The organism is Pseudomonas viridiflava (genome assembly GCF_900602065.1).
Taxonomy (GTDB): domain Bacteria; phylum Pseudomonadota; class Gammaproteobacteria; order Pseudomonadales; family Pseudomonadaceae; genus Aquipseudomonas.
Genome location: NZ_UWFN01000265.1, coordinates 396011 through 421220, shown reverse-complemented (window position 1 = coordinate 421220; position 25210 = coordinate 396011). Strand labels below are relative to the sequence as shown.

Sequence of the window (25210 nt, the reverse complement as noted above, 5' to 3'; positions counted from 1 at the left end):
CGACGAAACTGCACGCAAAGGCAGCATCGTGGTCAAGGAAACCGTCGACGTCATGCGCGCCCTGGCTTCGCAGATGGAGCTCGCCGTAGAGGGCATCGGCGCACTCGACAAGCAATCGCAAATCATCGGTTCGATCATCACTGCCATCAGCAGCATTGCCGATCAAACCAACCTGTTGGCCCTCAACGCCGCCATCGAAGCCGCCCGCGCTGGTGAACAAGGCCGAGGCTTTGCCGTTGTTGCCGACGAAGTCCGCCAACTCGCTTCCCGCACCAGCGCCGCCACCGCCGAAATTGTCGACGTGGTGCAGAAAAACCAGGCACTGGCAGAACAAGCCGTGGGCGTTATCGAACACGGTAAAAAACAGGCAGAACAAGGCCTGGAGCTGTCAGGTCAGGCAGGCAGAGTCATCGTCGAGATTCAGGACGGGGCCAAGCAGGTAGTGAACGCGGTGGGGCAGTTTGCGAATCAGGTTTCGGGGTGATTGATCAACCAGGCCCGGATTAGACCGGGCTTGGTTTGATTGCTCGTCTCAGGCTGCAGATCTTGCAGATCGGTCAGGGCAGCGCGTCTCTGTGGGAGCCGAGCTTGCTCGCGATAAGGCCGGACGCGATCTAAAGTGAACCGAGTCCAGCCTTATCGCGAGCAAGCTCAGCTCCCACAGTGGAATGCAATCCTGCAGGCAGAGCTGGGTGGCCAGACCAGATTCGCAATCAATCCTCAGGATCAGCCTGACTCTCCGGTTTCCAGCGCGCCACCAGATCAGCCATCCCGGCCGTAATGCCGTCGGTGTTGTCTTCGATGATCTGTAAGTGGCTGGCGATGCTGTCGGCGGCGTCTACTGCGCCGCGCTCATCGAGCCAGATTCGAACCTCGTCCATGGCCGCACGTAGCGCGTTGATGTTTTGGTCGAGGCTGGCAAGCAAGGCAGGGGTGGGGTCATCAGGCACTGACATGGTCTTTCCTCCATAAAAAGGAAAGTGTAGTTGTGGCCCCTACAGTGTCATGCAGATCAAACGGGTACTTTGTGTCCAGTCTTGTCGGTCGATACCGCGCCTTCCTCAGCCCGGAGGAATGGTACCCAGCAGGCCCACGCCGATTGCAGCCACTAAAAAGATCGCCATGTAGATCGTAAGCTTGCCCATAAGGCCTCCCGAAGATGGGTGATGTAGCACGTTCAGAATCACGTCAAGAACGACCCGATCAGTTGAAGGGTTCAGGCTGTCGGGGTGGCTTTATTATCAGGGGGAGGGCGATTGCAATACAGATTCAGATGGGGGAGAAAAATACGGATCAGATGGGTGTGCAGGTGAGTAGGCGATAAGGTTTGACAGTGAGGAATAGGTAACTTGCGTTCTCACAATCAGAGCGATACTGAAACGTCAGCGAATATTTGCTCCAACTTCGCTGATTTCATCCGCCGAAAGGTCTCGCCAATCTGGTGGGCCTATCCCGTACTCCGCGCTTGCAGCTTCAAGCACTTCTTCAAGTGAATGATAGAGATGGTCGCCTTCAACGATGTTTGGGTAATCGATATAGCGAATAACCAGATAAAAAACCTCATCTTCCGTGGTCACCAGGCCGAACGTTACCAGTGCGGTAACGCCTGCATCATCGGGCTGCCTCAGCGAGGCGAAGAGGTAGCTCGGTTGTGACGTCATGGTGTTGCGCCTTTAGCGGGATGAGAGGCTTGGCTATCCTTGATCTCTTCCAGGCGACCGCCGCAGTCAATGAACGACTCTTTGTAATTCTGCCGACAGATCTTGCTTTGCGCCGCGCCAGGGTCGACCGGCTCCGAGCCACAGGGGTTGGAAATTTGCGGGGTCGCTGGGGTCTGCTGCATGCACGCTCGATAGCCAACCATTCGGCCTTCGTAAGTCGCCCGCTGGCCCTGAACGCTTTCCTCCGCGAGCTTTTCACAGGACTGGACTCTTGCATCCAGCTGGGCGACACAGCGTTGTCCCTGCTCGGTTTCAGGTTTGACATAGCGGTAGTGAGTACAGGCGGCGAGGTTGAGCAAGGTAAAGGCGGCGAGGGAGATCGAAGCGAAGCGCAGAGGCATGAATTCCATATCCTTGGGATAAAACATGCGCTGTTCGACTGGGGAAATGGGATCGGGTTCTAAATTGCTGGGCGTTTGTTCTGCAGGTGGGGTGGTCCGATAATCAAGCACAAAAAAACCGGCGCAATGGCCGGTTTCTTTGTATTCAAGCTGCATTGAGCAGCAGCTTGAAGTGTGTCGTGGTGCCCCGAGGGGGACACGGGAGTCCTGTGACAGTAAACGGCAGGTAGCGGCAAAAACCGGTAATCCCCGGCCACGCTGGGCGAAACTGATGTTCACCAACGACAGCAGACGGCAGGTTCGTGTTTCTCCGTGTTAGCCTTTACGCCATTTTTACGCCAGGAGGGTGTATGGCTTCATATAGGAAACGGAGCGGTGGTTGGAGGGCCGAGGTGGTGAAGCTGGGTGTGCGTGACTCCCAAACGTTCGATACCAAGGCTGCAGCCGTCGCATGGGCAATTGCTCGTGAAACTGAAATCATGGCTCAGAGCGGGACATCCCGCGCAAGCGTCTCGATGACTGTTTCGGAAGCCCTGGGCAGATACAAACGGGATGTTTCTCCTACCAAGGAAGGCCAGCGTTGGGAGGAACTTCGGTTGGATAGGTTTGACCGGGAGCTTGAATGGGTAGGAGAGCTTATGGGCAACATCACGTCAGAGCAGGTCGCTCAATGGCGGGATGGGCGGCTGAAAAAGGTCAAGAGCTCGACTGTGCGGCGTGAGATGACACTTCTATCTTCCGTGTTTGAAATCGCTAGGCGGGAGTGGAAAACGTGCCTGGTCAACCCTGTTCGAGATGCCAAAAGGCCGAGTAATGGCCCGCCTCGCGAACGACGTGTTGCTACCGGTGAAATTAGCGCGCTGATCAATCGGTTTGGCTATGTTGAGGGGCAGCCGCCGGTGACTCTGCTGCAAGAGTTGGCGTATGCATTCCTCATCGCTATCGAAACTGCAATGAGGCAAGGCGAGATCTTGGGTATGACCGCGAAGTGGGTGAATTTGCGCGAGCGCTTCGTTCATCTACCCAAAACAAAAAATGGCTCTACTCGGAATGTTCCGTTGAGTAAGCGGGCGGGAGAGTTGTTGGTGCCGATGTTGGAAGGGAAGGGCGGTAGCGATCGCTTATTCAAGCTCGAGTCGGCATCGGCGGACACTATGTTTCGCAAGATCCGAGACGAGCTAAAAATTGATGGCCTGACCTTTCATGACACCCGGCATGAAGCCATTACGCGGCTTGCCCGCAAGGTTGAGGTGTTGGACCTGGCGCGTATCACCGGTCACAAGGATCTCAAATCCCTGATGATTTACTACAACGCCACGGCATCCGAAGTGGCTGAACGTCTGGGATAAAAAAAGCCTGCGGGGTACGCAGGCTTTCATTCACGCGGTTTGTCTGGCTCGCCTAGCGACGGGCAATCTCGCACGATGTTGGCGCAACCAAACAATAACCTCTGCCGCAAACCATCTTTTCGCCGCTTTCACTCCCGTTGCACAAGGTTGGACGCTCATGGGGAAACTCGGCTGAACAACGATCCTACGCTCTACAGTGTCGCCCGACAGTTTCAGGTAGGCAGCTATGTCCTGCGAGGTCCACAGTTCATGTTCTGGCGCAACCGCCGGACGCTGTAGCTGTCGGATCAGTTCATGCAGCGAGCGGATCAGATCAACCGTTCCTGGTTGATCCTCACCGGGCATAGCGCTTCTCCCTCGCTGCTCGAGCAGCTTTATTTTCAGCCATGACTGCCGCCCATTCATCAGCTTTGCGCTGCTGACGGATCTTGCTGCAGAGCTGGTGTCTTGGAATTGATCGTGCGAATTCACAGATATCGCAGATGCTTGGCAGGTCAAGGCGATGGCTGGCCAGCGGTGGTCGGATTCTTTCTGTTCCCTGCATGGTCAGTCTTCCGTCGGGGCTGGTAATTCTTTGAGCTCGACTTCAAAGAACCCGGGCACGTCGACTTCGGCACCTATCACCCGCATACCGCACCAGCCATAAGGCTTCTCGTCCGCCTCACAGCCGCCAAAACCGTCGGTACTATGCAGGTCGTGGGTCCAGATGAGGCCGGGATTGTCACCGAATATATTCTTGAAGGCCGGGGTGAAACCTGCCCCACCTTGCTCGAGCATGATCCTGATCATGGTGGAGCCAGCCATTCGGATCGCAACGCGTATGACGTCGCCATCTTCATCCATCAACCTGGTTTTATCGTCGGAAAGGTAGCTGTTGATCATGGCGGCCCGATCAGGCGTCAACACATCGAGATTGACCTCAAGCAGCACCTCGTAATCTTTCCAGGACTCGCTTACTTTGAAACGCTTGATATTGGTTTGCTCAGACATGATTTCGGCCCTGCTGCTGGATAGATTTAGTAGGTATGGCAAGTACATTGGCGACGACCAGTGCCTCGATTTCGGTTAGGTCGCCTTGTGCCATTGCGAAAGTGGCCAACGACTCGAGCCGGACACGGGCATCGGGGGTCTTGCGTACCTGGTACTCGAAAAGCGCTGTACCAACGATGCGGATCGTCAGCAGGTGGCGGGTGGCTTGCGCGCTTTGTTCGGGTGTTGTGGTAGCCTTCGTGCCGCCACTGCTTTGGTGCTGTGCTTGCATGGTGTTGCCCTCTGTGGTGGTTGGTGTCGGGGAGGTACGAACTCCTCGACGCCCTTGCTTTACCGGGGTTAACCGGCGCTCTGTTCAGCCGGAACCGGTCGCACCAGGTGAATTACCAAGTCCTTCAGATCGACGTTGCCATCTGTCTCTGACTGCCATTCCAAAACCGCTTGAATGTGGTCACGGCTGCAGCCCATCACCAGAATTTCCCGCTCACCGCGAGCGGCGCGAATCTCCAAAATCCCCAGCAGCCCCTCAACCGCATACGCATCCGCGTGGACGATAGGCATGCCGTCGCTGGTCTCCTTGAGGCAGGCGATGAGAAAGGGAATCTGGTCTGCTGCATCCGTGGTGCGGGATTCGATAACGACTTCAACTTGCATTGCCGGTACTCCTCTGTGCGTTCATCAAGCGGCCTGGAAAATCCAGCACCGTACGGTTTTGGCTTTGTTAGCCGCGTCGACGTCCCAGGCCGAACACACGTTCCGGTTGGTTTCGATAAATTTGGGGCACTTGCTGGTTTTCAGGTGGCGTTTCAGCTCGGTCAGGTCGGGCACCTTCTGGCGTTTCTCTGCCGCTTCCTTCGCAAAGTCGTTCAGGTTCACCGCGATCAGCCCCTCGTTTCGGGAATGGTTGAGGCCACCGGCGGTGCTGTTCAGGTACTCGTACAACTCCCAGAACTCAACGACGATCGGGTGGTCTGCGTTGATCGCCAACTGGCGCTCTTTGGCCATGCTCTGGATCTCTGCATGGGTGGCTTTGATCTGCTGCTTGGTCAGCGGTACGACGTGTACCAAGGCGTCGACAAGCGCGTGCAACTGGGCGTGATTCTTGGCAATCCGGACGGTGCGAATCTCAGGTAGGGCCAGCAGCTGCTGTTCGTAAATCGGTACCTGTTCACGGACGGTCTGCATCACGCTGCTTTCTTTCATCGTGGCCTTGACCAGAAACCCACTCACGCGGTCGACCGGCATACGCTCCAGCTTCTCCACCAACAGCTTGGTCTGTGGGGTCTGACCATCCTTGGTCATGGCGATGTGCACCAGACGCTGCAGGATGGGTTCGGACGCATTCACCGCATGGTTCTGACCGATCACCACGACACCACGGAACGGCGGTTCACGTGTGTCGTTGCCGTTGTTCTTAACGCCGGTGGAGCGAACGCTGCGGCCGTTGTAGGCGGTCTTGAGTTCGTCCCAGTCGTACTGCTTGGTCTGGCTGCCGTCGGTCTTTTCCCGCTCTGACTCGATCAGCACCACGGGCAGGTTGCCGACTTGGGCGAAGTTCCGTGCTCGAGCAACTGGCGTGCCTTTGGTTGGGTCGAAGCCCTCGTAATCGATACGGCCGCAAAGCTTCCACAGAAATTCGATCAGGGTGGATTTACCCGCACCAGGCTCACCGATGATTTCGGCGAAGGGGTAGCTTTTCTGGTACTGGCGGATCTGCTCCGCGAACAGGGATCCGAACCAGAAGGCGAGCGCGACCAGTCCTTTGGGACCGAAACATTCCCAGATGATGTCCAGCCACTCGGTATCGAATTTCTCGAGATCGGTGTTCAGGTTGAGAATCACCGACTGACTAAGCGTCTTGATGCTCAGGCGCTCCATGTCGAAGAAGTCTTCTTCATTGAGCTTGAACACTTTCCCGTCGCGCACCGCTACGTCGCCATAGACATAAGCGCCGTGCTCTTTGGTGTAGCCGGTGAAGTCGATGGTCTGGACGGTTTTGAGCGCATCTGTCTGCTCTTCGATAAACGCGTCCAGTTGCTGTGTGGTCCCGGTGAACATCCCGCCCGGGGCGATGCCAAGCAGGCGCTTCTTGAACTCGGCAGAGGAGGAGATCTGCGAGCTGGTGAAGGTGTTCTTGATCGGCGCAGCATCGTGAGCAAACGTGATCCGGAAGTAGTACCAAGACTCGTCGGTCAGCTTGTTTTCCTGGTAGTACAGGGCTTTCGGATTGCAGGTGGCGATCCGCTGCAGCGCACCGCACTGTTGCATGGCCTTTGCCCGCATCTGTTTGTTGTTCAGCTGCTGATCGTCGTGGTGCTCGCTTTCTTCCAGCTCCTGGATCGCTTTGTTGTACTTGTCCAGATCGAGTCTGAACCAGTAAAGGCGGTTGCCGAACTCCAGGTGGAATTCGCTCCGGCGCTTCCAATCGAACATGACCAGGGCTTTTTCGGTCGCGTTCTCAGCGATCAGAAGAGCACCGAAGTGGCGGGCGGTGGTTATGTCTTTGTCGACCTGAACATCGCGCTTCTCGCCTTCGTCCAGGAACTGCCAACGCTGGTGAAGATCGTTCCAGTCGACCTTTCTGTTATCGCGCTGGGGGATCTGCGCCGCTTCGCAAGTAAAGCCCAGCTCGCGAGCCATACGCACCCAGCGCTTCGTGTAAGCGTGTGCACCGGGTTCGTTATCCAGCGCCCATACCAGCTTCGGCAGACTGCCCTGGCGTGCTGCTGCCAGTGATTTAAGAGAGTCAGCCGGGAATGCGTTGGAGGACATGGCAGATACGGCGGCAATGTCATGGTGCCCCAGGGCGATCGCATCAAAGATACCCTCGACAATCCATAGCTCTTTAACGGTGGCCAGGTCGACGTTCGGCGGACACCACCAGACGCCCTTATAGCTCTCGCCTGGCATAAACCGAGCTTTCATCTTCCCGAAGCGTGCGGGTTTGTCGATCAGCCGCTCCCAATACCCGCCTTTCTCCAAGGCAAACCGAACGGTAGCGCTGCCGGCGTTGTGCTGGCTTGAGTAGTATGTGTCCTGGGTAAACCAGTTACCGATCAGTGAAATATCGAAGCCACGGGAAAACTCCAGATACGCCCGTGCTGTAGCCGAAGGCGCGTTTTCAGTAGCCGGAACGCGCTTGCTCCAGTCTTCGAAAAGGTCGGCATAGATTTCTTTGACATGTACGGTGTGGCCGCATTTTTCTTGACGTCCACAGTTGAGCTGCCAAGGTTTCTCAAAGCGGGTGTACAGCTCCCTTTTATTACATTTTGGGCAGGTGCCGCCGCGCATGTAATCGGTGCCGGGCCGGTGTTTGAGGCCGAAGTCGGATTCGATGCGCTGCAGGACGTCGTGACGTAGATCGTCTCTCATGATTGCTTCACTGCGTTGAGGCTGTGGGACAGGGCTGCCATAAGGCGTTTTTGCGCGGCCATTACCGGGACGTGGGCGATGATTGCGCCATGGCGCAGACCATCCGCCACCAGGCGGAATTGGTCGGCATACCAGTACTCGTTGAGGTTCAGTCGGTACTGTTCACGCAGGGCTGCCAGCAAGGCTTCAGCCTCTGCCGGCGGCAGTTGGGTGGTAACAATTACGGCGTTTCCCATCGTGAAACCTCGAATTCGGGCGCAGCTCACCCAAACCCACGGGGTGTGGGGCAGGCAATGTGTTGGGTTTGGTGTTACGAGTTGGCTAAGCGGTAACGCCCGTTGTCCGGTGCGTTGATGATGCGTTCGTAGATCAGGCTGACCGGGATTGCCCAGGCGTGGCCGGTTGTTGGGTCGACAATCACCGAATGGGTTGTCGAGCTGTTGAGGACGTCGAGGCGTTGCCGATCGCGAATCACGCTCATGTCGCTGCAGGCCAGGTGAACCATTCGTTCGGCCATCTGAGTCAGAACGTCGTAGTCAGCGACGAGGTGTTGAACAGCACGGGCAAACAACTGCTGGTCATTGCCCAGGTGCTCGCACTGGTGGCGCTCCAGGAAAGCCAAAGCAGCCGCTTTAAGCACGTCCTGATATTCCTGTACTGCAGGCTCATTGTTCATTGGGCGGTCCCTGATTTGGCGCGGTACAGATCGATGGCTGACAGCACTTCGGCGTGGCGTGCGGCCATGTGCAGGTTGTGTGCGTTGAGAATGTGCTCTGCCTCGGCCTCGTTAATCACACCGTCCGCAAGGGCCTTGGCAATCTCTTGGTCGACACACCCACGCTTTGCAGATACTTGAACGGAGAGCGCATACATTTCGACGTTATCCAGTTCATCCGGATCCGGGACCGGGACGAACAAACCGCCATACATGGAAGCGACGTAGTTAGGGAAATGCTGCGTGCCAGCTTCTTGCTCAAGCTGGTAAAGCTGAGCGTCGCTTAAGGGCCGGCTGTTGTTGTTTTCATAGGCGTGGTTGTCGAACTTCTTCAATGCCAGGCCGATGCGAGCGGCAGCGCATTCGCGACCGCCTGGATAGCTGCAAATAATTGCGCTTACTACTTCGCGGCGAGTCTTTAGAACTGGGCTTTTCATGTTCTGCTTTTCCCTGCTGACCTGTGCCATTACTGTGCGATCACGCCGTTTTTGATACCTAGCAACACTGCGGCGCGATGTGCCTCCCCGCGGCGACCTTTGAGCCGACCGTTCAATAGGTCGCTGACTAAATTTTTGTTCAGTCCGTGCTGGCGACTGAATTCCGCGATGCTGACCCCCTTGTGATCGAGAGCGGCCCGGGCTTGCTCGGGCGTAACGGTGGCGGGCATGATGTGTACTCTGTTTGTTTGTGGTGGTTTCTGTTTGTCTGTGGTGATTCTTGGTCAAAAAAATGATCAGGTCAATAGGGTGTGAATAAAAAAATGCTCATAGCTGATGGAGTTGGTGATCGCCTAAGGGAAGAGCGTGAGCGCCTTGGCATGAATCAAACTGAGTTTGGAACGCTGTTAGGGGTCAGTCGGGGGACGCAGAAGAACTACGAACTGGGCGCGAATTCGTTGGATCTGAGGTATGTGTCGGCCTTGACGGAGTGCAAGGTAGACGCGGGCTACGTGCTTACTGGACTGCGCTCGCGGCCCCCTGCAGAAGGGCTTGATCAGGCCGAAGTAGAATTGATCGAGCAATTTAGGCAATTGCCCGCAGATGACCAAAAAACGGTTCGACGCATTGTGAAGTCGATGGCCGCCGAGGCGATGGGAACTTCGCAGCAAATCTAGATGTGTCATGTAATCCAGCCTTTTGCGTTCTGCAAAGCGGTACTTGCCCCGATAACGTCGATTCAGTCATGCACTTAATGGAGAAATACGCATGTTGGATCGCAAGACATATGAAAGTCGTTATCGCGAAACTGTTGGTTATGAGTGGTCAGAATTGACTGATCTAGAAGTACGCTTGCTGCAGCTCTATCGCCAGATGCCCGAGAGCAGTCGAAAACAAATCCGGCGTATAGCCGGATTCTTAGCCGAGTCGGCTGACGACGAGTAAGACTCACAATCGTGCCCAAATCAGTTATTGAACGCTGGCCATTTCGGCTGGCGTTCCCGCCCAGCATCACGCCGCCCCCAACTGATCGAACAGCTCCCGCTGTTGGGTCCGTGACAAGTTCTTGAGGCTGTCGAAGAGCAGCCGGTCCATAGCCTGCGCGGACGGGCTGAGCGTATGTGAAAACGAAAGATTTGCCACCCAGGTGTGCCCGCATTTCGCGTCCAGGCACTGGCAATACAGTTTTGCGAAGTCCACCGAAAACCTCTCAGTCGACGAAATCCGCCCCTTGTGTCCGCACTTACATGTAACCCGCATCTCGTGTCCCTCCCCAGGGGCAGCCAATTGCCAGCATTTTGCCACAATCTGTAGTGGCATTCTCTTAGCTAGACACCTTCTGTAGTGTTTTCACCTGCTGATGGCGTTTCTCGCCAGGCGATTCGCCTGTCTGCTCGCAAGGTATCGTTCACCTGGTCGAAAAGTTGACAGATGGGCCGGATCTCGTTGCTTGTGTACACCCGATCGATCTTCTCGATATCGCCGAAGCCGCCGCTGTTCTCCGGGATGATTCCTGCCAGCGCGGGGTTCATGCGCCAGGCGGCGATCACGTCGTTACGGGTGATGTTCTTGACCTTCTCCAGCTCGTCCTTCGCCTGGAAGTCACCCACGGGGATGATCTGAATAGCGTTTTCCTTGCCGTTCGGGATGTTCACGAACATCGATCTGAAGTTGCCCACGCCCTTACTGGCGCTGATCTGGGAGCGCAGCTCGTCCTCGTCTTCCTCGGTCAGGTCCGGGTCGTTGGTGTAGAAAATGTATCCGGCGTGCGCACCGTTGCTGTAGTAGCGCCGGCGAAACAGAGTCGCGGCTTCGTTGAGCAACAGCGCCTGCAGACCGCCCAGGTAGTCCGGGACGCCGTAGATGTTCTGTTCGACGTCGTAGTCGAGCACGTGCTCGATCTCGTCCTGGGCGAACTCCAGTTCCTTGTTGTCCGGCAGCAACATCACGAAGCCTCCGTCGACCTTGACCCGCATGTTGATGGCCGGGAGGTGCTGCAGCTCCAGGACTTGGCCGAAGGCGTTGGAGTTTCGATAGAAATACGACTCCCCGAACACCATGTAATCAAGGCCAGCGCGGCCCATGGTCTGTGTGCTGCAGCCTGCCGAGGCGATGAACTCACGCAGCAGCAGGTTGCGCTTGAACTTCGGGATGGCGCCGTGGTGTGCGTTGGCGCGCAGCAGCTTGGCCAACCCCGTGCGTGACACAGGCGGCTTGTAGATTTCGCCGTCGTCGCTGGGGAACACCCCCACGTACTCGCCGATGTTCCCCGACAGGACCTGCTCGGGTTCCCCGAAGGTGAATGACCGCATGGGTTGCTGCGGTCGTTGGACTACCTGAGGCTTTCTGCGTTTGTTGGCCATGGCTGCTGTGGGTGCTCGTGACGTAGCGGCTGCGACGCCGCTTGTTGATGTTGAGGGGTTCGTTTGCCAGGGCGTGCATCACCGCCCAAGCGATATCGGCATGGCCGGTGGCTTCGGTGCGCGATGCGCTGTAGGTGATCTGGCCGCTGGTGGTTGTGCCCCGCTTGATGGTCAGGAAGGCCTGAGCGATGTCCGTCCAGCCGGCGTCCCATTCGATGCGGCTGCCCTGAATCGTGTCCTGAGCCTTGAGCACCAGGGTGTTTTTGGTATCGAGGCTGTAGTGGATCGGTGTGACTTTGGCGTAGAAGTCGCGCACCAGGTCGAACACCCCATAGCCCACGCCGGTGACATCGATCCCGATGTGCTGCACGTTGAAGCGCTCGGTGAGCTTTTTGACCTGGGCGGCCTGGTAGGTGAACGAATGGCCACGCCAACTGTGCTTTTCCAGGATCCGGAACTTTGCCCCGGGTTCGAGCGGCGGCGCGACCACCACACAGGTGGCGTCGTCCCGGGTACGACTCGGGTCGTAGCCCAGCCAGACCGGGCTGTTGCCGAATGGCCGCTCCAGATCGGGGTTGTAGTCTTCCCACAGCGACAGATCGGAGTAGCAGCGCTCCAGATCCTTGAGGCCGAATGCGCTCTGCGTGCTGTCGATGAACTTGCAGTAGAACAGCTGCTGAAACTTGTCCTCGTCGTACTCCAGCTGCAGCTGCTCGATGTCGAACAGATCGCAGCCGCCGGCAATGGCATCGTCCAGGGTGATGGTTTTGCGCCATTGGCCATCCGGACACAGCGCGCCCTGGGTGTACGCCTCTTCGGTAGGCCAGGTGCCGTCGGCTTTCTTCCCGCGTTTGCTGTTGCGGAAAGCTTCGCCTGACCAAAACGGGTACGCCTGGTGCGATACGGCGCTGGGCGTCGAGAAGTAGGTTTTGCGCCATTTCTTGTGGGTACCCATGGCGCTGGCCACGGTGCTGAGCTTGTCGAAGTCGCGGATCCAGAAGTATTCATCGACGTAGACGTGCCCGTGGTAGCCCTGGGCGGTACTGCTGTTGGTGCTGAGAAAGCGCAGCTCTGCACCGTTGCTCAGAACAATCGGGTTGCCCGTCAGCTCGATATCGAACCATTGCTTGGCGAACTGGATGATGTAGCTGCGGAAGATCTCCGACTGTGAGCGGCTGGCAGACAGGAACACCTGGTTATCGCCGCTGAGCACCGCATCCATGAAAGCTTCGCCAGCGAAATAGTAGGTCAGGCCCACCTGGCGGCTTTTGAGGATGTTCCGGATCCTGCAGGTCAGCGGGTTCTGCTTGGCGGCGAACAGCTCCTGCTGATAGCGGTACATCTTGGATATGAATTTATCCAGGAAGTCGACTTCGGTCAGGTCGCTGATGTCGTTTTTTTGCTTCTTCTCCCGCTTTTTCCCGCCCTTATCGCCTCGATCCCCCCGGTCCTTTCGCTCCCGTCGCGGTTCATCAGAACGCTGGCCACCGTCCTGTGGCTCATCGCTCACCGGCGTGGGTGCAGGCTTGGCGCACTGTTTGGCCAGGCGCTCGCGAATGGTGGTCAGCTGCGCCAGTTCGTCCAGATCGGCCTTGCTCAGGCTCCCGGGTTTATCCAGGAGCAGGGTGATACGCCGGCTGACCGCCGTCAGCGGCTCCTCTTCGGTCAGCATGTCCTCCCAGCAACCTTGGCGGATCCAGTAGTAGACGATCCGAACGCTGGGCAGGTTGAGCTGCGCCTGAATTTCCTTCGCTTTGCAGCGACGCAGAAACAGGCGTTTGGCGGCTTCTTTGACTTCGGTTGAGTAGTACATGGGCCGCAGTCTATGCGGCGAAAACGCAGGAAACGCGGGGTTAAAATCCGTGTTTATCCTAGATCGTGGAAATAGGACCAAGACAAAAGTTTACTGATTGTTGGAGGCTCCGCGGCTCCCTATCTTGGCGGCTCAAATCACCGATTGAGCGCAGTTAACGCCCATGCCCCGTTCCCTTGTTTCGTTCTGGAAACGCGTCGCCACCAGCGGCCTGACCGTCGATGGTCGCGAGATCCTTCCCCAGGAGCTGCGCGACATCGCTGAGACCTACAAATCGTCTCTCTACACCGCTGTGATCTGGTGTGACCACGAACGTTGGCACGGTTCTCATGGCACCGTTTATTCGGTGCGCCTGGTCGAGGAAGCCGATGATCTGGAGCCCGGGCAAGTGGCGCTGGAGGCTCAGTTGAAGCCGAACGACCGCCTTCTGTACCTGAATGACCAGGGCCAGAAACTGTTCAGCAGCATCGAAATCACTCCGAATTTTCGCGGCACCGGCAAAGCCTACCTCACTGGCATGGCTGTGACTGATGAGCCCGCCAGTGTTGGCACCCAGGAACTCTACTTTTCGAACAAAACCGCCAAAAGCGCCTATTTCGCCGCGTCCATCCCGCTCGGATCGCTGGACGAAGACAAGCCCGAAGGCGAAGTGGGCACGCTGATCGGTTTGCTCACCAATTTTTTCAAGCGCTTCGCAGTGGACACCCAGCCCGCTGAACCCACCCCCCCAACCGAGACCCCCCCAATGGATGAAGCTACAGCAACGGCCCTGAAAGCCCTGCTGGCTCAATTGCTGATTGTCGCTGCTGGCATTCAGGCCGTGATTGAGCCTGTCGCGGAAGAGGCTCCAGAGCCTGATGACGCACCGATCGATGACGTGCAAACAGCCGTCGACGGCATCGTAAGTACTGCCGAGGCAGATCGTGAGTTCAGCCGTAAGGGCGGTGCCACGAACAAAGCCTTGTTGGCCAGCATGGAAAAACTGCAGGAGCAGTTCTCCGCGCTGCAGAACACCGGCACTGGTCGTCAGTTGCCACGTAACCAGGGGCCAGTCGGCACCGCTTCGAAAAAGGTGTTCTGACATGGCCCAGAATCTGAGTACATACGGCGCGAAAATGTACGCGCAGCTGCAGCTCGCCATCGCTGAAACTTACGGTGTTGAGCTGTCCAGTAAGATGTTCAGCGTGGAGCCGACGATCGCCCAGGAACTGAACGAGGCGATCACCGCCAAGTCGGACTTCCTGCAGCGCATCAACGTCGTACCAGTCACCGAGATCAAGGGTCAGAAGGTGTTTCTGGGCGTATCCGGTCCGGTCACTGGTCGTACCAACACCAAGACCACCGACCGTGAAGCCAAGGACGCATCGGCACTGGATGACAGCACCTACGAGCTGTTTTCCACCGAATCCGACGTCAGCTTGCCTTACGCGAAAATCGACGCCTGGGCGAAATTCCCGGATTTCCACCAGAAGTACTCCGCTGCCGTTCAGAAACAGATCGCGCTGGACCGCATCATGGTTGGTTTCCATGGCACGAGCGCGGCTGCTCAGACCGATATCGCCGCTAACCCGATGCTCCAGGACGTGAACAAGGGCTGGCTGCAGATCGCCCGTGAGCAGATCCCGGCCCAGGTGCTCAAGGAAGGCAAAACCGTTGGCAAGGTGACCTTGGGCGTGGACGGCGACTACGCCAATCTTGATGCCCTGGTGCATGACACCAAACAGATGGTGGACGAGCGTCTGCGCGATGGTGGTGACCTGATCGCGATCATCGGTTCCGACCTGCTGGCAGCCGACAAGGCCAAGCTGTACGCCAAGCAAGGCGACGTGCCGACCGAAAAAGAACGTGTGGAAGACGCCCAGGTCATCGCGACTTACGGTGGCCTGCCGAGCTTCAGCATTCCGTTCTTCCCGGTCAACGGCGTGCTGGTCACCAGCTGGGACAACCTGTCGATTTATTACCAGGACTCCAGCTGGCGCAAACAGACCGTGGACAACCCGAAACGCTCCCGCGTCGAGGATTACAACAGCCGTAACGAAGGCTATGTGATCGAGCAGCTGGAAAAGTTCGCGCTGACCGAAAACGTGGAGCTGGTCTGATGAGCCTGGCTCTTGCCCACAAACGTCGGATCCAGAGCCTGGGCGCGGCTGCAGTGGTGGCGTCTGCCACTGCCGCAGTCACCTACTCACCGGCCGAAGCGCTGAACAGCCCTGCCAATGCCCGCAAGCACCTGCTGCTGCAGGAAGCGGCGCTGGATCAGGATCTGGAGCGCCTGAGCGCGATCAAGGGCCTGGCAGGTCGCCAGTCGCTCAAGCGTGATGAGTTGCTGCCCAAATACCAGGACTTCATTCAGCGCTACTGCGAGTCTGGCCTGGTGATGCCGAACCGTGTCCTGGTGCAGGCGATTATCTGGCTGTTCGACACAGCCCAGTTCGAAGACGGGCTGGAGCTGGCTGACTTCGCGATCGGGCAAAGCCAGGAAATGCCGGCGCGCTTCAAACGTCGCGACATTCAGACCTTTGTGGCAGATGCCGTGATCGATTGGGCCTATGCCGAATACCACGCCAGCCGTAGTCCGGAGCCGTACCTGTCCGACTTGCTGCCCCGGGTTGATGGTGAATGGGACCTGACAGAGCAGATCCCTGCCAAGTACCACAAGTTGATCGGCATTCGTGCCATGGAGGCCGACGAGTGGGAGACGGCGCTCAAGCACTTTGAGCGAGCCACCGAGCTTTACCCACAGGTCGGTGTGGATACCCGCATGAAGAACTGCCACCGGGTATTGAAAAAACTACAGCCGGCGACGGCTTCCGAATAACCGACTACCCCCCCAGCGGGAACCTGTGGAAGTGAGCCGCCCATTTATGGACCGTCCCACTGAAAACAGGCTTCCCGCCCTATTTGAGCGGCCAGCAATGAGCTTTTCCGGGAAACCCACCACCTTTGTGGAACAAGCGATCGAGAACGACGGCTTTTGGCCTGACCTCTCTGTGGCCGAGTTTCAGAAAGGTTACCGCCTGCCGGCGGAGTACCTGGTAGACATGCTGGCCACTGAACTGACCACGGCCATGCACGAGGTGAATCTCGACCTGGCCAAGCTTAAAGCGCGATGGCAGGGCGCTGGAGTGTCAAGCGTTGAGTCTGCAGACACCAGCGTGCTGCCTGAGCGCACCTATCAAACCGCGACCTACAAACGCGCCGTCTACAGCCGCGCCAAATCGACCCTGCTCACCCAGTTCGCCACGGTGACCCGTCGCGAGCCTGCCGAGAACACGGGCAAGGAACTGCCTGAACGCGGGGAAACCTTTCTCGCCTTCAGCCAGGCCGCTGTGCGTTCGCTGCAGGGCCGTGGCCGCATTACGGCGGCGCTGCTGTGATCAAGCTCAAGGCGTTGACCGCCTACCTGATCGAGTGCGCCCTGGTGCAACCCGAGCAGCTCGATAGCTGGACCGACCAGGTGCAGGTGGAATTGATCTGGAAGCCAGACCAGAAGGGCATGCGCATGGGCGACATGAACTACGGCGCAACCATCGTGCTCGAGCGTTTCGCCGATAACCCGGCGCGGCTCTTTGCCCTGGTCGGCAGCTGGCTGGAAACCTATGACCAGGATCGTGACGGCCTGCCCCAGGTGGTGTTTGACGTGACCATGCTCGATGACGACCTGGCGGACGTTGACATCAAGCTGCAGTTCACCGAATCGCAGTACCTGACCGAGGACGATGACGGCGAGATCAAGGTCGGCGACAAGTCCTATGCCTTCAAGCCGTATGAGCTGTGGGTGGCCGAAGAAGGCGAGGTGACTGGCCGTGGCGCGTAGCACCTTCGAACGCGACGTGCGCGGCATGCTCGATGTCGAAAAGCAGCTCGCCCTAATGGAGCTGCGCCCTCAGTTGCGCCGCCGTTTGCTCAACAACGTCAGCAAGCGCGTGCGCAGTGTAAGCCGTAAGCGTCAACGCGATCAGCAGAACGTGGACGGCACGCCGTTCGAGGCGCGCAAAGGCTCGTCGAAGGGCAAAAAGAAGATGGAGGCCGGGCTGGCCAAGCTGCTGGAGGTCACCCGGCTGGACGCTGACGAGGCCGAACTGGGCTGGCGCAACGCGCTGACCCGTTGGGTTGCCACCCAGCAGCACAACGGCGTTTCCGAGCGTCGTACCGCCGCCCAGATGCGCCAGTGGAACAAGGTTCCCGAAGGCCTGGCTGCGACCGAAAAGCAGGCCAAGCGTCTGCGCCGTCTCGGTTTCAAGGTACGCCAGGCGGGCAAGAAAACCCTTACACGTCCGTCTGTGGCGTGGATTCAAGAGCATGTGAACTACGCCAAGGCGGGTCTGCTGATCCGCATCCTGGACGACGAACAATCCGAATCATCTGGTGCGCAAAGCTGGGAAATCACCCTGCCCAAACGCCAGTTCCTCGGCCCCGGCACCGAAGCGGAAACCAGCGCGCTGGTGAACCTGGTGCTGGAACAAATCCTTAATTCCCAACGATAACGAGGCACTGCATGGCACTCGGCAAAGTCAGCGTCAACAATCTCAACCTCAGTCAGGGCGCTGTCACCCAGGTCGAGAACTATTTCCTTTTCATCGGTACCGGCCCGAAAAGCCAGGGCCAGGTGATTGCTCTGAACACCGACAGCGACCTGGACGTGATGCTCGGCGTTACGGCCAGCGACCTGAAAACCCAGGTGACGGCGGCGCGCCTCAACGGTGGCGATCGCTGGGCCTGCCTGGCGATCCCATTGGCAGCGGATAAGACCTGGCAGGACGCGCTGACCTATGCGCTGCAGCATAACTACTCGTTCGAAGCGTTCGTGATCTGTGCACCAGTGACCGAAGGCGGCGAGCTGGAAGACATGCACGAAGCCGCGATCGGTCTGCAGAACACTTACGGGCGTCGTGCATTCGTCATGGCATCGTCACTGGGCATTGAACCAAACGTTACCTGGTCTCAGTACACCACTGCACAGAAGGCGATCACTGACGGTATCGCCGCGCCCCGCGTGTTGTGCGTGCCCCAGCTGCACGGCAATGACCTGGGCGTGTTGGCCGGTCGCCTGTCCAACGCGGCCGTGAGCATTGCCGACAGCCCGATGCGCGTAGCCACCGGTGCTGTGATGGGGCTGGGTACTGTTCCGGTGGACTCCGAGGGCGTTCCGCTGACGTCTGCCGTTCGCACCGAGCTGGACAAGTCGCGCTTGTCGGTCAGCCAGACCTACCCGGATTACGAGGGCGTGTACTGGGGCGACGGCAACATGCTGGACACCCCGGGCAGCGACTTCCTGGTGATCGAGTACCTGCGCATCGTCGACAAGGCTGCGCGCCAGGTGCGCCCGCTGCTGATCCGTCGCGTTGGTGACCGTAGCCTGAACAGCAGCGCTGCGAGCATGGCCAGCAACAAGACCTACCTCATGACCCCGCTGCGTGCGATGGCCAAGTCCACGACCTTCGCTGGGCGTGTGTTCCCGGGCGAGATCGAGACCCCGTCTGACGACGCGATCGTCCTGACCTGGAAGAGCAAAACGGCGGTCGAGGCTTACATCAGCATCCGCCCCCTCAACTGCCCGAAAGACCTGACCGCGAACATCGCGCTCGACCTTTCCACCACGGAGTAACCCCCCATGGCTGCAAAAATTGGCGGCAAGAACTTCGACATCACCGTGGGCGATCTCGCCATTCACGTCGAAGCTTGCACCCTGGACATCACTGATAACACCGCCGTGGCGCAAACCCGTGGCGTACCCAACGGCCATGTAGACGGTGACGTGGCGGCTGCTGGCGAGATGGAGCTGGACACCACCAACTTCAATCTGCTGATCGAGGCGGCTAAAACCGCCGGCAGTTTCCGCGAGTTGCCGCTGTTCGATAACGTGTTTTTCGCCAAGGCAGGCGAGGAAGAACTGCGGATCGAGGCCTTCGGTTGCAAGTTGCGTCTGTCCAGCCTGCTGAGCATCGATCCCAAGGGCGCGACCAAGAACACTCACAAGATCCCGTATGACGTCACCAGTCCGGACTTCGTGAAAATCAATGGCGTGCCGTACCTGGCCTCGTCTGAAATCGAAGGGCTGACCTGATGGTGTGCCCGTTCGATCGCGCCCAAGTCCTGGAACAGCGGCAACGCGACCAGGCGATAGCGGCCCAACTTGCCCGTGCGCGATCCAGCGGGCCAAGCCTGACCCATTGCGAAGACTGCGACCAGCCGATTCCGGAGCTGCGCCAGGCGCTGGGCGGGATGACCCGCTGTGTCCCGTGCCAGAGCCTTTTCGAAAAAGGAAACCGCTGATGAGTACTCCTCTGCAGCAGCCTCTTGCCGATCCCGGAACCGACACCACGCGTGTGGGACGGATCGAGCGCGACGTGATGTTGATCCAGTACCGGCTGGAGTCGATGGAAAATCGGCACGAGTCGGTGCCGATCCGTGTGACCAAGCTCGAACAGCAGTTTGAACACATGTCCGGCCAGCTCTCGGAACTTAACGTTGGCCAGCAGAAGCTGACGGTTGTTGTCTCCGATATCGGCAAGAAGATCACTTGGGCGCTGGCCATCGCCAGCACCTTGTGGGCAATCCTGCAGATGGTTGGCCCGACGTTGTTGCGAGGGCTGTTCCCATGAGCCTGCGCGGAAGGATTACGGCTGGCACGCTCACGTTGTGCAGTTCTGCCCTGGTGTTGTTCCTGGGCACGTGGGAAGGCAACGGCCAGAACGTCGTTTACCCGGACCAGTTGGCCCGTGGACTGCCTACGGTGTGCAAAGGCATCACCCGCCACACCAGCCCGTATCCCGTGATCGTGGGCGACTTCTGGTCGGATGATCGCTGCGCCGAGGTGGAGCACCTGGTGATCGAAAAGGGCCAGTTGACCCTGGCCGACTGCCTGACCAATCAGGCGATCGGGCAGAACACCTTCGACGCGCTCTCCAGCCATGGCCATAACTTCGGCAACTCCACCACCTGCGCCAGTCGTGCCGTGGGGCTGATCAACGCTGGTCGGATCAAAGAGGGCTGCAGGGCGTTGGCCTGGGCCCCGGACGGGAAAACGCCGGTTTGGGCCTACGTCACTGACGCCCAGGGCAAGAAATCATTCGTGCGCGGCTTGCACGCCAGGCGTTTGGCCGAAATGGAGCTGTGCCTGAAATGACGATCACCCCAATGCGCTTTGTATTCGCGGTGCTGCTCACCGCGCTGATCCCGTTGTTTTGGTTCGTTCAGGTCGTTAAAGAGCGGGACACCGCTGTGCATGAGCTGCAGCAGGCCAAGGCCGATGTGAAGACCCTGATAGAGCACGCGAACTCGGTGGCGAAGATGCTCGCCGATCGTACTGCGCTCGACCTGAAACACACCCAGGAACTTAAAGATGCGCTCGATCAAAACCAGTCTTTGCGCCGCGATGTTGATGATGGCCGTCAGCGGTTGCTCGTCAAAGCCCGTTGTCCCGCCCCAGGACTGCCCACTGCCGCCGGAGCCACCGGCCTGGCTAATGCTGGATCCCCCGAACTCGCAGCAGACGCTCGACCGGATTATTTCACCCTCCGAGACCAGCTCGCCCTAAGCAGGCAGATGGTGCTCGGCCTGCAGGACTACATCCGCCAGGTGGTGCAACGCGCACCGGCGAAACCCTGATTTTTCTCAACCAACTGTTAACGGATAACACCATGACTGACGTAAACCGCGACATCACCCTGGAAATCAAAGGCACTGACTTCGTTTTCCGCCTGACCCCTCAGGACGTGACCAAGTACTTCAACGCCACCACCCAGGCTAACAAGGTCGCGCCGGCTACCAACTTGCTGACAGGCACGATCAACCAGGAGCAGAAGGCCGAGCTGAAACTCTTTCTGGGCAACCCGGTGACGGTGATGGAGCTGGCCGGCGCGCTGCTCGAGGAGTACTCGCCTGATATCGGTCTGGTCGTAAAAAAGTCCTCGAGCACGCTGACGGCTTAAAAGACGACGGCTTGGGCCAGTTGCTGGCCCTGACCAATCGCTGGCTGCCTGGCACCGAGCCCACCATTGAAAACATGGGGGTGGCCAAGTGGCTGGAGGACGAACACTGGAGACGCATGGAGATCGCGGTTGCCAACGGCATCGCCCATGCGCTGAACGGATAAAACCCCATGGCTGACCGCAGTGCCCGCTTGGCCTTCATCCTGAGCCTGACCGATAAGGTCAGCGCTCCCCTGGGCAAGGTCAAAACCAGCTTTTCCGACCTGGCCACCCAGGGCGAAGCCAACATCAGACAGATGGGGCTGGGCCTTGGCGGGCTGGTCGGCGCGGCCAAGGGCATCAGTGAGTCACTGGAGCCGGCGCTGGAAATGAACCGCGCCCTGGGCGAGGTTCGTTCCCTGGGCGTTGCCGAGGACGCGCTGACATCCCTGAATCAAAAGGCCCTGGAGTTCTCTGTGAACTACGGGGCTAACGCCCGGGACTTTGCTGCGTCGGCCTACAGTATTTCGGGCGCGATCAAGGGGCTGGTGGGCGAGCAGCTGGCCACCTTCACCAACACCAGCAACCTGCTGGCCAAGGCCACCAAATCCGACGCCGAGACCATGGGGGCGTACGTCGGCACCATGTACAACCTGTTCAAGACCTCGGCCGATTCCATGGGCAAAAGCCAGTGGGTCGAGAAGCTGGGCGGGCAAACGGCATTGGCGGCTCAACTGTTCCGCACGGACGGCGCGCAGCTCAAGGACGCTTTCAAGGAAGTCGGCCAGATCGCGAATACGGCGGGTGTCGATATCGCCGAGCAGTTCGCGGTGATCGGCACACTGAGCAGCACCATGGAAGGCGGCGACGCGGGCGGCTTGTACAAGTCGTTTTTCGAGAACATTGGCTCTGCGTCGGAAAAGCTCAAGATGAAGTTCACCGAGCAGAACGGCCAGCTGATGCCCATGGCGGACATTCTGGCCAAGCTCGAGGGCAAGTTCGGCGACCTCAACAGTGCCGCCGCCGGCGCGAAGCTGACCGAAGCTTTCGGCGGGGAAGGGGCGCGAGTCATCACCGCCCTGGCCAAGGACACCGACCGCTTCAAAACCAGCCTGGATCAGTTGGGCAAAGTCCGCGGACTGGAAAATGCCGAGAAGATGGCCAAGGCGATGGTGGATCCGTGGCAGCAGTTCGGCGCCGCTGTGGTCGCGCTGCGCGTGTCCTTTGGCCAGGCGCTGATTCCGATGCTGACGCCGTTGATGGACAAACTGGTCAGCATTGCCGCGACTCTGACGCGCTGGACGCAGATCTTCCCGAACATTACCCGGGTGATTGGCGCGACGGTGCTGATCATCCTTGGCCTGGTTGCCGCGATGTCGGCCGTCACCCTAGTGGTGGGCATCAGCAAAATGGCCTGGCTGGGCGCACTCACGGTCTGGAAGCTGCTCAACTGGCAGGGCTACAAGTCCATTGCCATGTTCCTGTTCCATACCGTTATGGTCGCCGCGTTTGTGGTCGGCCTAGTGGCCCTGTACACCTGGATGGGCATTGTCCGGGTGGGGATGATGCTTTGGCAGGGCGCGATCTGGCTGGTGAACGCCGCGTTGCTGGCCAACCCCGTGTTGTTGATCGTGATCGGGATTCTCGCCCTGGTCGCCGTCGTGGTTGCCGCGATCGTCTACTGGGACCAGTGGACCAGCGCGCTGATGAACACAGCCGCTTTCCAGTGGATCCAGAAGCAACTGGATGCGCTCAAGAGCTGGTTCGGCACGATCGGCGGCTGGACCGGCATGGCCAAGTCCGCATGGGACGGCATCGTCGGTATCTTCCGCAACGCCATCAAGGGGTTGATCGACATGATCAACAAGATCCCGGGCGTGCAGATCGATGCAAGCTTTGGCGACCTGCCCAAGGCCCCGGAATTGCCAGGCATGACCGCGCCTCTGGTCACCACACCTTCACTCGCTGAACAGGCCGAGCAGGCCCGCAAAAACATGAACGCCGGTACCGGGGGCGGCTTGTCGCCTACGCGGCCGAACGCGGTACCGCCTGGCGGGCTGCTGACCAGCATCCAGAACAACAGCAATAGCCAGAACAAAGGCACGCACATCGAAAACATGAACATCAATACAGCCAAGCCAATGACGCCTCTGGAGCTGGAAAACATGATGGCGATGGGGGTCGGCGGATGAGCGAATACATCGATCTTCTGATCGTCGACAACGACTTGGCACTGGATCTGTCGCAGCAACCCAATCTGGTGGACGACCGCGCCTGTATCGCCCAGGACATCGCGCACATGATCCGCGACAGCGGGCTGCTGGTCACCCTGGTGGCCGAGCGCTCAACGCTGCGTCAGCGTGACTGCATCCAGCAAATGGAGCTGCTGGTGGAGGACGACGAACGCCTGGTACCGGGCACCGCGCAAATCACCCAGGTCGAGCCGGGGCTGTTCCTGGTCACGGCCACGACCCTGAAATTCGGAACCCTTGAGGTGAACCTGTGAGTGACGTTGATTTTAAGCAGGCGCTCACTGACGCCGGCATTCCGACCACCGAGGCCGCCCTGCGTACCGCATGGGAAGCGGAAGTGGTCGCCCAGGGCAGCAAGGTGGCCAACACCAGTGCCTATTCGCCGTTCTGGCGGGTGATCACGGCGCTGATCACCAAGCCGGTGATGTGGATCCTGGACTTCCTGATCGCAACGGTGCTGCCGAATTTCTTCGTCAAGACGGCGACCAGCACTTGGTTGGAAATGCTGGCCTGGGCGGTCAACGTCGAGCGCAAGGGCGCGACCAAGGCCAGCGGCCTGTTGCTGTTCACTCGCACAGCGGCCGGCGGCGCGCTGGTGGTCGAGGCCGGGACCATTGTTCAGTCGGCTTCGATCAATGGACACGTCTACCAACTGGTGACCACCGCCGCCGGCGTCTTTGCTGATGGCCTGATGCAGCTAGAAATCCCGGTCGAAGCGGTGGAAAGCGGATCCGGGTTTAACCTGGCCCCGGGTTACTACGCGATCTTGCCAGTTCCGGTACCGGGCATTGCCCAGGTGGTGAACAACGACGGCTGGCTGGCGGTACCCGGGGCGGATGCCGAACCTGACGACGAGCTGCGCCTGCGCACGCGCAATCAGTTCTCGGCGGTCAACCAGTGGCACACCGATGCAGTTTACAAGGCGATGATCTCGGCGTTCCCCGGCGTGCGTCCGGATGGCGTGTACTTTGAGCATGGGGCCCCACGCGGACCGGGCAGCGCCAATGCCTATGTGTTGTTTGAGGCCGATGTGCCGGCGGCGACTTACCTGGAGCAAATCAACGCCCATATCCGAGACGGGGGCAATCATGGCCATGGCGACGATCTGCTGGTGATGACCATGCCAGAGACCTTGCACGCGCTGCAGCTGGACATCTGGCCCCTGTCGACGCTGACGGACGATCAGCGGGAAACCCTGAAGGCCAACGCCGATCAGTTCATCCGCGCCGCGTTCCGTGAAAGCAGCGCCGCCGATTACCAGCCGACGCTGACCTACCCGCAGTCACGTTTTTCGTTCAGCCGCCTGGGCGAAGAGCTGCACCAGAAGTTCGCCGGCATTGAGTCTCTGAAGTTTGCGAACGAGGACATCATTTCCGAGCTGAGCATTCCCCGCATCCAGTCGCTGCAGGTGAATCTCGTTGATTAAGCTCAATTTGAAATTCTGGCTGGCCGGTACCGAGCTGACCAAGCTCAAGGACGCCGCCCAGTCCTGGTGGGAGCGGGTTGAGCAATGGCTGCGCTGGCCGCTGCTGCAGCTGGATGCCGAGACCTGTCACCTGGTCATGCTCGATCTGCTCGCCTGGCAGCGGGATATCACCCGTTTCAAGGGCGAGCCTGAGAGCCTTTACCGGCTGCGCGTGAAGTACGCCTTTATCAACGCCGTCGACGCCGGCAGCACAGCGGGGATGAAACGCATCCTGGTGCGTCTGGGCGTGGGGTATGTCGAGATCGAGGAGCGCCAGCCCGACCGTGACTGGGATGTGGTGCTGCTGCAGCTGAGCAACACCCAGTTGGCCAGCAATCCGGAACTGCTCCGCGTCCTTATTCAGCAATACGGCCGTACCTGCCGCCGCTACGACTTTGTGACCATCACGCCGCTAAACGCCTATGTGACCGTCGTCGACTTTAACGATAACCAGCAAACGCTGGTTGCCAGCCTGTAGG

36 protein-coding genes are annotated in these 25210 nt (G+C 58.8%); 22 read left to right on the top strand and 14 right to left on the bottom strand.

Annotation, left to right across the window (positions count from 1 at the left end; translation table 11 throughout):
- Positions 1 to 28 precede the first annotated feature (28 nt).
- Positions 29 to 484, top strand: a complete 456-nt coding sequence (locus EE949_RS30285) for a methyl-accepting chemotaxis protein (RefSeq protein WP_431194224.1) — start codon at positions 29 to 31, stop codon at positions 482 to 484.
- Between the two features lie 229 nt (positions 485 to 713).
- Here the strand turns inward: EE949_RS30285 and EE949_RS17115 are convergent, their stop codons facing one another.
- The 3 genes from EE949_RS17115 to EE949_RS29860 form a co-directional block, all read right to left on the bottom strand.
- Entirely contained in the window at positions 714 to 956 is a 243-nt protein-coding gene (locus EE949_RS17115; protein ID WP_240350583.1) for a hypothetical protein, read from the bottom strand.
- Between the two features lie 426 nt (positions 957 to 1382).
- Positions 1383 to 1661 (bottom strand): hypothetical protein, encoded by a 279-nt coding sequence (locus tag EE949_RS17110; RefSeq protein ID WP_122665355.1) that lies wholly within the window; start codon positions 1659 to 1661, stop codon positions 1383 to 1385.
- Positions 1658 to 2218: a hypothetical protein gene (locus EE949_RS29860; RefSeq protein ID WP_240350584.1), complete on the bottom strand. Its 561-nt coding sequence runs from the start codon at positions 2216 to 2218 to the stop codon at positions 1658 to 1660. The genes EE949_RS17110 and EE949_RS29860 overlap by 4 nt, the downstream gene beginning before the upstream one ends.
- A gap of 236 nt (positions 2219 to 2454) precedes the next feature.
- Here EE949_RS29860 and EE949_RS17100 point away from each other — a divergent pair, with 236 nt between their 5' ends.
- Positions 2455 to 3411: a tyrosine-type recombinase/integrase gene (locus tag EE949_RS17100; RefSeq protein WP_240350585.1), complete on the top strand. Its 957-nt coding sequence runs from the start codon at positions 2455 to 2457 to the stop codon at positions 3409 to 3411.
- Positions 3412 to 3957: 546 nt separating this feature from the next.
- Here EE949_RS17100 and EE949_RS17085 read toward each other — a convergent pair.
- The 8 genes from EE949_RS17085 to EE949_RS17050 form a co-directional block, all read right to left on the bottom strand.
- Positions 3958 to 4401: a DUF2528 family protein gene (locus EE949_RS17085; protein WP_122665351.1), complete on the bottom strand. Its 444-nt coding sequence runs from the start codon at positions 4399 to 4401 to the stop codon at positions 3958 to 3960.
- Entirely contained in the window at positions 4394 to 4672 is a 279-nt protein-coding gene (locus EE949_RS17080) for a hypothetical protein (protein ID WP_122665350.1), read from the bottom strand. Before EE949_RS17080 ends, EE949_RS17085 begins: the two co-directional genes overlap by 8 nt.
- 68 nt (positions 4673 to 4740) lie before the next feature.
- The gene (locus tag EE949_RS17075) at positions 4741 to 5055 is read right to left on the bottom strand and encodes a hypothetical protein (RefSeq protein ID WP_122665349.1); all 315 of its coding nucleotides are present in this window, start codon (positions 5053 to 5055) and stop codon (positions 4741 to 4743) included.
- Positions 5056 to 5079: 24 nt separating this feature from the next.
- Positions 5080 to 7773 (bottom strand): toprim domain-containing protein, encoded by a 2694-nt coding sequence (locus EE949_RS17070; RefSeq protein WP_122665348.1) that lies wholly within the window; start codon positions 7771 to 7773, stop codon positions 5080 to 5082.
- Complete coding sequence (locus tag EE949_RS17065) at positions 7770 to 8009, bottom strand: hypothetical protein (RefSeq protein WP_122665347.1); 240 nt, start codon at positions 8007 to 8009, stop codon at positions 7770 to 7772. The genes EE949_RS17070 and EE949_RS17065 overlap by 4 nt, the downstream gene beginning before the upstream one ends.
- 74 nt (positions 8010 to 8083) lie before the next feature.
- The gene (locus EE949_RS17060; protein ID WP_122665346.1) at positions 8084 to 8449 is read right to left on the bottom strand and encodes a hypothetical protein; all 366 of its coding nucleotides are present in this window, start codon (positions 8447 to 8449) and stop codon (positions 8084 to 8086) included.
- Positions 8446 to 8925 (bottom strand): YmfL family putative regulatory protein, encoded by a 480-nt coding sequence (locus EE949_RS17055; RefSeq protein ID WP_275899021.1) that lies wholly within the window; start codon positions 8923 to 8925, stop codon positions 8446 to 8448. The genes EE949_RS17060 and EE949_RS17055 overlap by 4 nt, the downstream gene beginning before the upstream one ends.
- A gap of 29 nt (positions 8926 to 8954) precedes the next feature.
- Entirely contained in the window at positions 8955 to 9155 is a 201-nt protein-coding gene (locus EE949_RS17050; protein WP_122665344.1) for a DNA-binding protein, read from the bottom strand.
- Positions 9156 to 9248: 93 nt separating this feature from the next.
- On the opposite strand from EE949_RS17050, the gene EE949_RS17045 reads away from it, so the two are divergent.
- Positions 9249 to 9602, top strand: coding sequence for a helix-turn-helix domain-containing protein (locus tag EE949_RS17045; protein WP_122665343.1), 354 nt, complete (start codon positions 9249 to 9251; stop codon positions 9600 to 9602).
- A 91-nt stretch (positions 9603 to 9693) separates the two neighbouring features.
- Positions 9694 to 9870, top strand: coding sequence for a hypothetical protein (locus EE949_RS29495; RefSeq protein ID WP_162874437.1), 177 nt, complete (start codon positions 9694 to 9696; stop codon positions 9868 to 9870).
- A 66-nt stretch (positions 9871 to 9936) separates the two neighbouring features.
- On the opposite strand, the gene EE949_RS17040 is transcribed toward EE949_RS29495, so the two are convergent.
- From EE949_RS17040 to EE949_RS17030, 3 genes are all read right to left on the bottom strand, one after another.
- The gene (locus tag EE949_RS17040) at positions 9937 to 10185 is read right to left on the bottom strand and encodes an ogr/Delta-like zinc finger family protein (protein ID WP_122665565.1); all 249 of its coding nucleotides are present in this window, start codon (positions 10183 to 10185) and stop codon (positions 9937 to 9939) included.
- Positions 10186 to 10253: 68 nt separating this feature from the next.
- Positions 10254 to 11132, bottom strand: coding sequence for a phage portal protein (locus tag EE949_RS17035; RefSeq protein WP_162874478.1), 879 nt, complete (start codon positions 11130 to 11132; stop codon positions 10254 to 10256).
- Positions 11044 to 13101, bottom strand: coding sequence for a terminase large subunit domain-containing protein (locus tag EE949_RS17030; RefSeq protein ID WP_122665341.1), 2058 nt, complete (start codon positions 13099 to 13101; stop codon positions 11044 to 11046). The genes EE949_RS17035 and EE949_RS17030 overlap by 89 nt, the downstream gene beginning before the upstream one ends.
- A gap of 163 nt (positions 13102 to 13264) precedes the next feature.
- On the opposite strand from EE949_RS17030, the gene EE949_RS17025 reads away from it, so the two are divergent.
- The 18 genes from EE949_RS17025 (at position 13265) to EE949_RS16945 (ending at position 25209) form a co-directional block, all read left to right on the top strand.
- Positions 13265 to 14182 (top strand): GPO family capsid scaffolding protein, encoded by a 918-nt coding sequence (locus tag EE949_RS17025; protein ID WP_122665340.1) that lies wholly within the window; start codon positions 13265 to 13267, stop codon positions 14180 to 14182.
- A 1-nt stretch (position 14183) separates the two neighbouring features.
- Positions 14184 to 15200: a phage major capsid protein, P2 family gene (locus tag EE949_RS17020; RefSeq protein ID WP_122665339.1), complete on the top strand. Its 1017-nt coding sequence runs from the start codon at positions 14184 to 14186 to the stop codon at positions 15198 to 15200.
- Entirely contained in the window at positions 15200 to 15919 is a 720-nt protein-coding gene (gpM, locus tag EE949_RS17015) for a phage terminase small subunit (RefSeq protein WP_122665338.1), read from the top strand. The genes EE949_RS17020 and gpM overlap by 1 nt, the downstream gene beginning before the upstream one ends.
- A 97-nt stretch (positions 15920 to 16016) precedes the next feature.
- Positions 16017 to 16478: a head completion/stabilization protein gene (locus tag EE949_RS17010; RefSeq protein WP_122665337.1), complete on the top strand. Its 462-nt coding sequence runs from the start codon at positions 16017 to 16019 to the stop codon at positions 16476 to 16478.
- A complete protein-coding gene (locus EE949_RS17005) occupies positions 16475 to 16918 on the top strand; it encodes a phage tail protein (protein ID WP_122665336.1) in 444 nt (147 codons plus the stop codon). The genes EE949_RS17010 and EE949_RS17005 overlap by 4 nt, the downstream gene beginning before the upstream one ends.
- The gene (locus tag EE949_RS17000) at positions 16908 to 17588 is read left to right on the top strand and encodes a phage virion morphogenesis protein (RefSeq protein WP_122665335.1); all 681 of its coding nucleotides are present in this window, start codon (positions 16908 to 16910) and stop codon (positions 17586 to 17588) included. Before EE949_RS17005 ends, EE949_RS17000 begins: the two co-directional genes overlap by 11 nt.
- Before the next feature lie 11 nt (positions 17589 to 17599).
- Positions 17600 to 18709: a DUF2586 domain-containing protein gene (locus tag EE949_RS16995; protein ID WP_122665334.1), complete on the top strand. Its 1110-nt coding sequence runs from the start codon at positions 17600 to 17602 to the stop codon at positions 18707 to 18709.
- A gap of 6 nt (positions 18710 to 18715) precedes the next feature.
- Entirely contained in the window at positions 18716 to 19168 is a 453-nt protein-coding gene (locus tag EE949_RS16990) for a DUF2597 family protein (protein ID WP_122665333.1), read from the top strand.
- Positions 19168 to 19377 carry a TraR/DksA family transcriptional regulator gene (locus tag EE949_RS16985; RefSeq protein ID WP_122665332.1) on the top strand — a complete coding sequence of 70 codons (210 nt, stop codon included), beginning with the start codon at positions 19168 to 19170 and terminating at the stop codon, positions 19375 to 19377. The genes EE949_RS16990 and EE949_RS16985 overlap by 1 nt, the downstream gene beginning before the upstream one ends.
- A complete protein-coding gene (locus tag EE949_RS16980) occupies positions 19377 to 19706 on the top strand; it encodes a hypothetical protein (RefSeq protein WP_240350586.1) in 330 nt (109 codons plus the stop codon). Before EE949_RS16985 ends, EE949_RS16980 begins: the two co-directional genes overlap by 1 nt.
- Positions 19703 to 20230 (top strand): lysozyme, encoded by a 528-nt coding sequence (locus EE949_RS16975; protein ID WP_122665331.1) that lies wholly within the window; start codon positions 19703 to 19705, stop codon positions 20228 to 20230. Before EE949_RS16980 ends, EE949_RS16975 begins: the two co-directional genes overlap by 4 nt.
- The gene (locus tag EE949_RS16970) at positions 20227 to 20712 is read left to right on the top strand and encodes a lysis protein (RefSeq protein WP_122665330.1); all 486 of its coding nucleotides are present in this window, start codon (positions 20227 to 20229) and stop codon (positions 20710 to 20712) included. The genes EE949_RS16975 and EE949_RS16970 overlap by 4 nt, the downstream gene beginning before the upstream one ends.
- A 32-nt stretch (positions 20713 to 20744) precedes the next feature.
- A complete protein-coding gene (locus EE949_RS16965) occupies positions 20745 to 21035 on the top strand; it encodes a putative phage tail assembly chaperone (RefSeq protein WP_122665329.1) in 291 nt (96 codons plus the stop codon).
- A 20-nt stretch (positions 21036 to 21055) separates the two neighbouring features.
- Positions 21056 to 21199, top strand: a complete 144-nt coding sequence (locus EE949_RS29490; protein ID WP_430735953.1) for a DUF6890 family protein — start codon at positions 21056 to 21058, stop codon at positions 21197 to 21199.
- 6 nt (positions 21200 to 21205) lie between these two features.
- Complete coding sequence (locus tag EE949_RS16960) at positions 21206 to 23206, top strand: phage tail tape measure protein (protein WP_122665328.1); 2001 nt, start codon at positions 21206 to 21208, stop codon at positions 23204 to 23206.
- Entirely contained in the window at positions 23203 to 23520 is a 318-nt protein-coding gene (locus EE949_RS16955; protein WP_122665327.1) for a DUF2590 family protein, read from the top strand. Before EE949_RS16960 ends, EE949_RS16955 begins: the two co-directional genes overlap by 4 nt.
- Positions 23517 to 24692, top strand: coding sequence for a baseplate J/gp47 family protein (locus tag EE949_RS16950; protein WP_122665326.1), 1176 nt, complete (start codon positions 23517 to 23519; stop codon positions 24690 to 24692). Before EE949_RS16955 ends, EE949_RS16950 begins: the two co-directional genes overlap by 4 nt.
- Positions 24685 to 25209 carry a phage tail protein gene (locus EE949_RS16945; protein ID WP_122665325.1) on the top strand — a complete coding sequence of 175 codons (525 nt, stop codon included), beginning with the start codon at positions 24685 to 24687 and terminating at the stop codon, positions 25207 to 25209. Before EE949_RS16950 ends, EE949_RS16945 begins: the two co-directional genes overlap by 8 nt.
- Position 25210 lies beyond the last annotated feature (1 nt).

Excerpts from the sequence above, each read along its gene's own strand:
- EE949_RS17115 (WP_240350583.1), bottom strand. The coding sequence starts at position 956 with ATGTCAGTGCCTGATGACCCCACCCCTGCCTTGCTTGCCAGCCTCGAC.
- EE949_RS17110 (WP_122665355.1), bottom strand. The coding sequence starts at position 1,661 with ATGACGTCACAACCGAGCTACCTCTTCGCCTCGCTGAGGCAGCCCGAT.
- EE949_RS29860 (WP_240350584.1), bottom strand. The coding sequence starts at position 2,218 with ATGCAGCTTGAATACAAAGAAACCGGCCATTGCGCCGGTTTTTTTGTG.
- EE949_RS17085 (WP_122665351.1), bottom strand. The coding sequence starts at position 4,401 with ATGTCTGAGCAAACCAATATCAAGCGTTTCAAAGTAAGCGAGTCCTGG.
- EE949_RS17080 (WP_122665350.1), bottom strand. The coding sequence starts at position 4,672 with ATGCAAGCACAGCACCAAAGCAGTGGCGGCACGAAGGCTACCACAACA.
- EE949_RS17075 (WP_122665349.1), bottom strand. The coding sequence starts at position 5,055 with ATGCAAGTTGAAGTCGTTATCGAATCCCGCACCACGGATGCAGCAGAC.
- EE949_RS17070 (WP_122665348.1), bottom strand. The coding sequence starts at position 7,773 with ATGAGAGACGATCTACGTCACGACGTCCTGCAGCGCATCGAATCCGAC.
- EE949_RS17065 (WP_122665347.1), bottom strand. The coding sequence starts at position 8,009 with ATGGGAAACGCCGTAATTGTTACCACCCAACTGCCGCCGGCAGAGGCT.
- EE949_RS17060 (WP_122665346.1), bottom strand. The coding sequence starts at position 8,449 with ATGAACAATGAGCCTGCAGTACAGGAATATCAGGACGTGCTTAAAGCG.
- EE949_RS17055 (WP_275899021.1), bottom strand. The coding sequence starts at position 8,925 with ATGAAAAGCCCAGTTCTAAAGACTCGCCGCGAAGTAGTAAGCGCAATT.
- EE949_RS17050 (WP_122665344.1), bottom strand. The coding sequence starts at position 9,155 with ATGCCCGCCACCGTTACGCCCGAGCAAGCCCGGGCCGCTCTCGATCAC.
- EE949_RS17045 (WP_122665343.1), top strand. The coding sequence starts at position 9,249 with ATGCTCATAGCTGATGGAGTTGGTGATCGCCTAAGGGAAGAGCGTGAG.
- EE949_RS29495 (WP_162874437.1), top strand. The coding sequence starts at position 9,694 with ATGTTGGATCGCAAGACATATGAAAGTCGTTATCGCGAAACTGTTGGT.
- EE949_RS17040 (WP_122665565.1), bottom strand. The coding sequence starts at position 10,185 with ATGCGGGTTACATGTAAGTGCGGACACAAGGGGCGGATTTCGTCGACT.
- EE949_RS17030 (WP_122665341.1), bottom strand. The coding sequence starts at position 13,101 with ATGTACTACTCAACCGAAGTCAAAGAAGCCGCCAAACGCCTGTTTCTG.
- EE949_RS17025 (WP_122665340.1), top strand. The coding sequence starts at position 13,265 with ATGCCCCGTTCCCTTGTTTCGTTCTGGAAACGCGTCGCCACCAGCGGC.
- EE949_RS17020 (WP_122665339.1), top strand. The coding sequence starts at position 14,184 with ATGGCCCAGAATCTGAGTACATACGGCGCGAAAATGTACGCGCAGCTG.
- gpM (WP_122665338.1), top strand. The coding sequence starts at position 15,200 with ATGAGCCTGGCTCTTGCCCACAAACGTCGGATCCAGAGCCTGGGCGCG.
- EE949_RS17010 (WP_122665337.1), top strand. The coding sequence starts at position 16,017 with ATGAGCTTTTCCGGGAAACCCACCACCTTTGTGGAACAAGCGATCGAG.
- EE949_RS16995 (WP_122665334.1), top strand. The coding sequence starts at position 17,600 with ATGGCACTCGGCAAAGTCAGCGTCAACAATCTCAACCTCAGTCAGGGC.
- EE949_RS16990 (WP_122665333.1), top strand. The coding sequence starts at position 18,716 with ATGGCTGCAAAAATTGGCGGCAAGAACTTCGACATCACCGTGGGCGAT.
- EE949_RS16985 (WP_122665332.1), top strand. The coding sequence starts at position 19,168 with ATGGTGTGCCCGTTCGATCGCGCCCAAGTCCTGGAACAGCGGCAACGC.
- EE949_RS16980 (WP_240350586.1), top strand. The coding sequence starts at position 19,377 with ATGAGTACTCCTCTGCAGCAGCCTCTTGCCGATCCCGGAACCGACACC.
- EE949_RS16975 (WP_122665331.1), top strand. The coding sequence starts at position 19,703 with ATGAGCCTGCGCGGAAGGATTACGGCTGGCACGCTCACGTTGTGCAGT.
- EE949_RS16970 (WP_122665330.1), top strand. The coding sequence starts at position 20,227 with ATGACGATCACCCCAATGCGCTTTGTATTCGCGGTGCTGCTCACCGCG.
- EE949_RS16965 (WP_122665329.1), top strand. The coding sequence starts at position 20,745 with ATGACTGACGTAAACCGCGACATCACCCTGGAAATCAAAGGCACTGAC.
- EE949_RS16960 (WP_122665328.1), top strand. The coding sequence starts at position 21,206 with ATGGCTGACCGCAGTGCCCGCTTGGCCTTCATCCTGAGCCTGACCGAT.
- EE949_RS16955 (WP_122665327.1), top strand. The coding sequence starts at position 23,203 with ATGAGCGAATACATCGATCTTCTGATCGTCGACAACGACTTGGCACTG.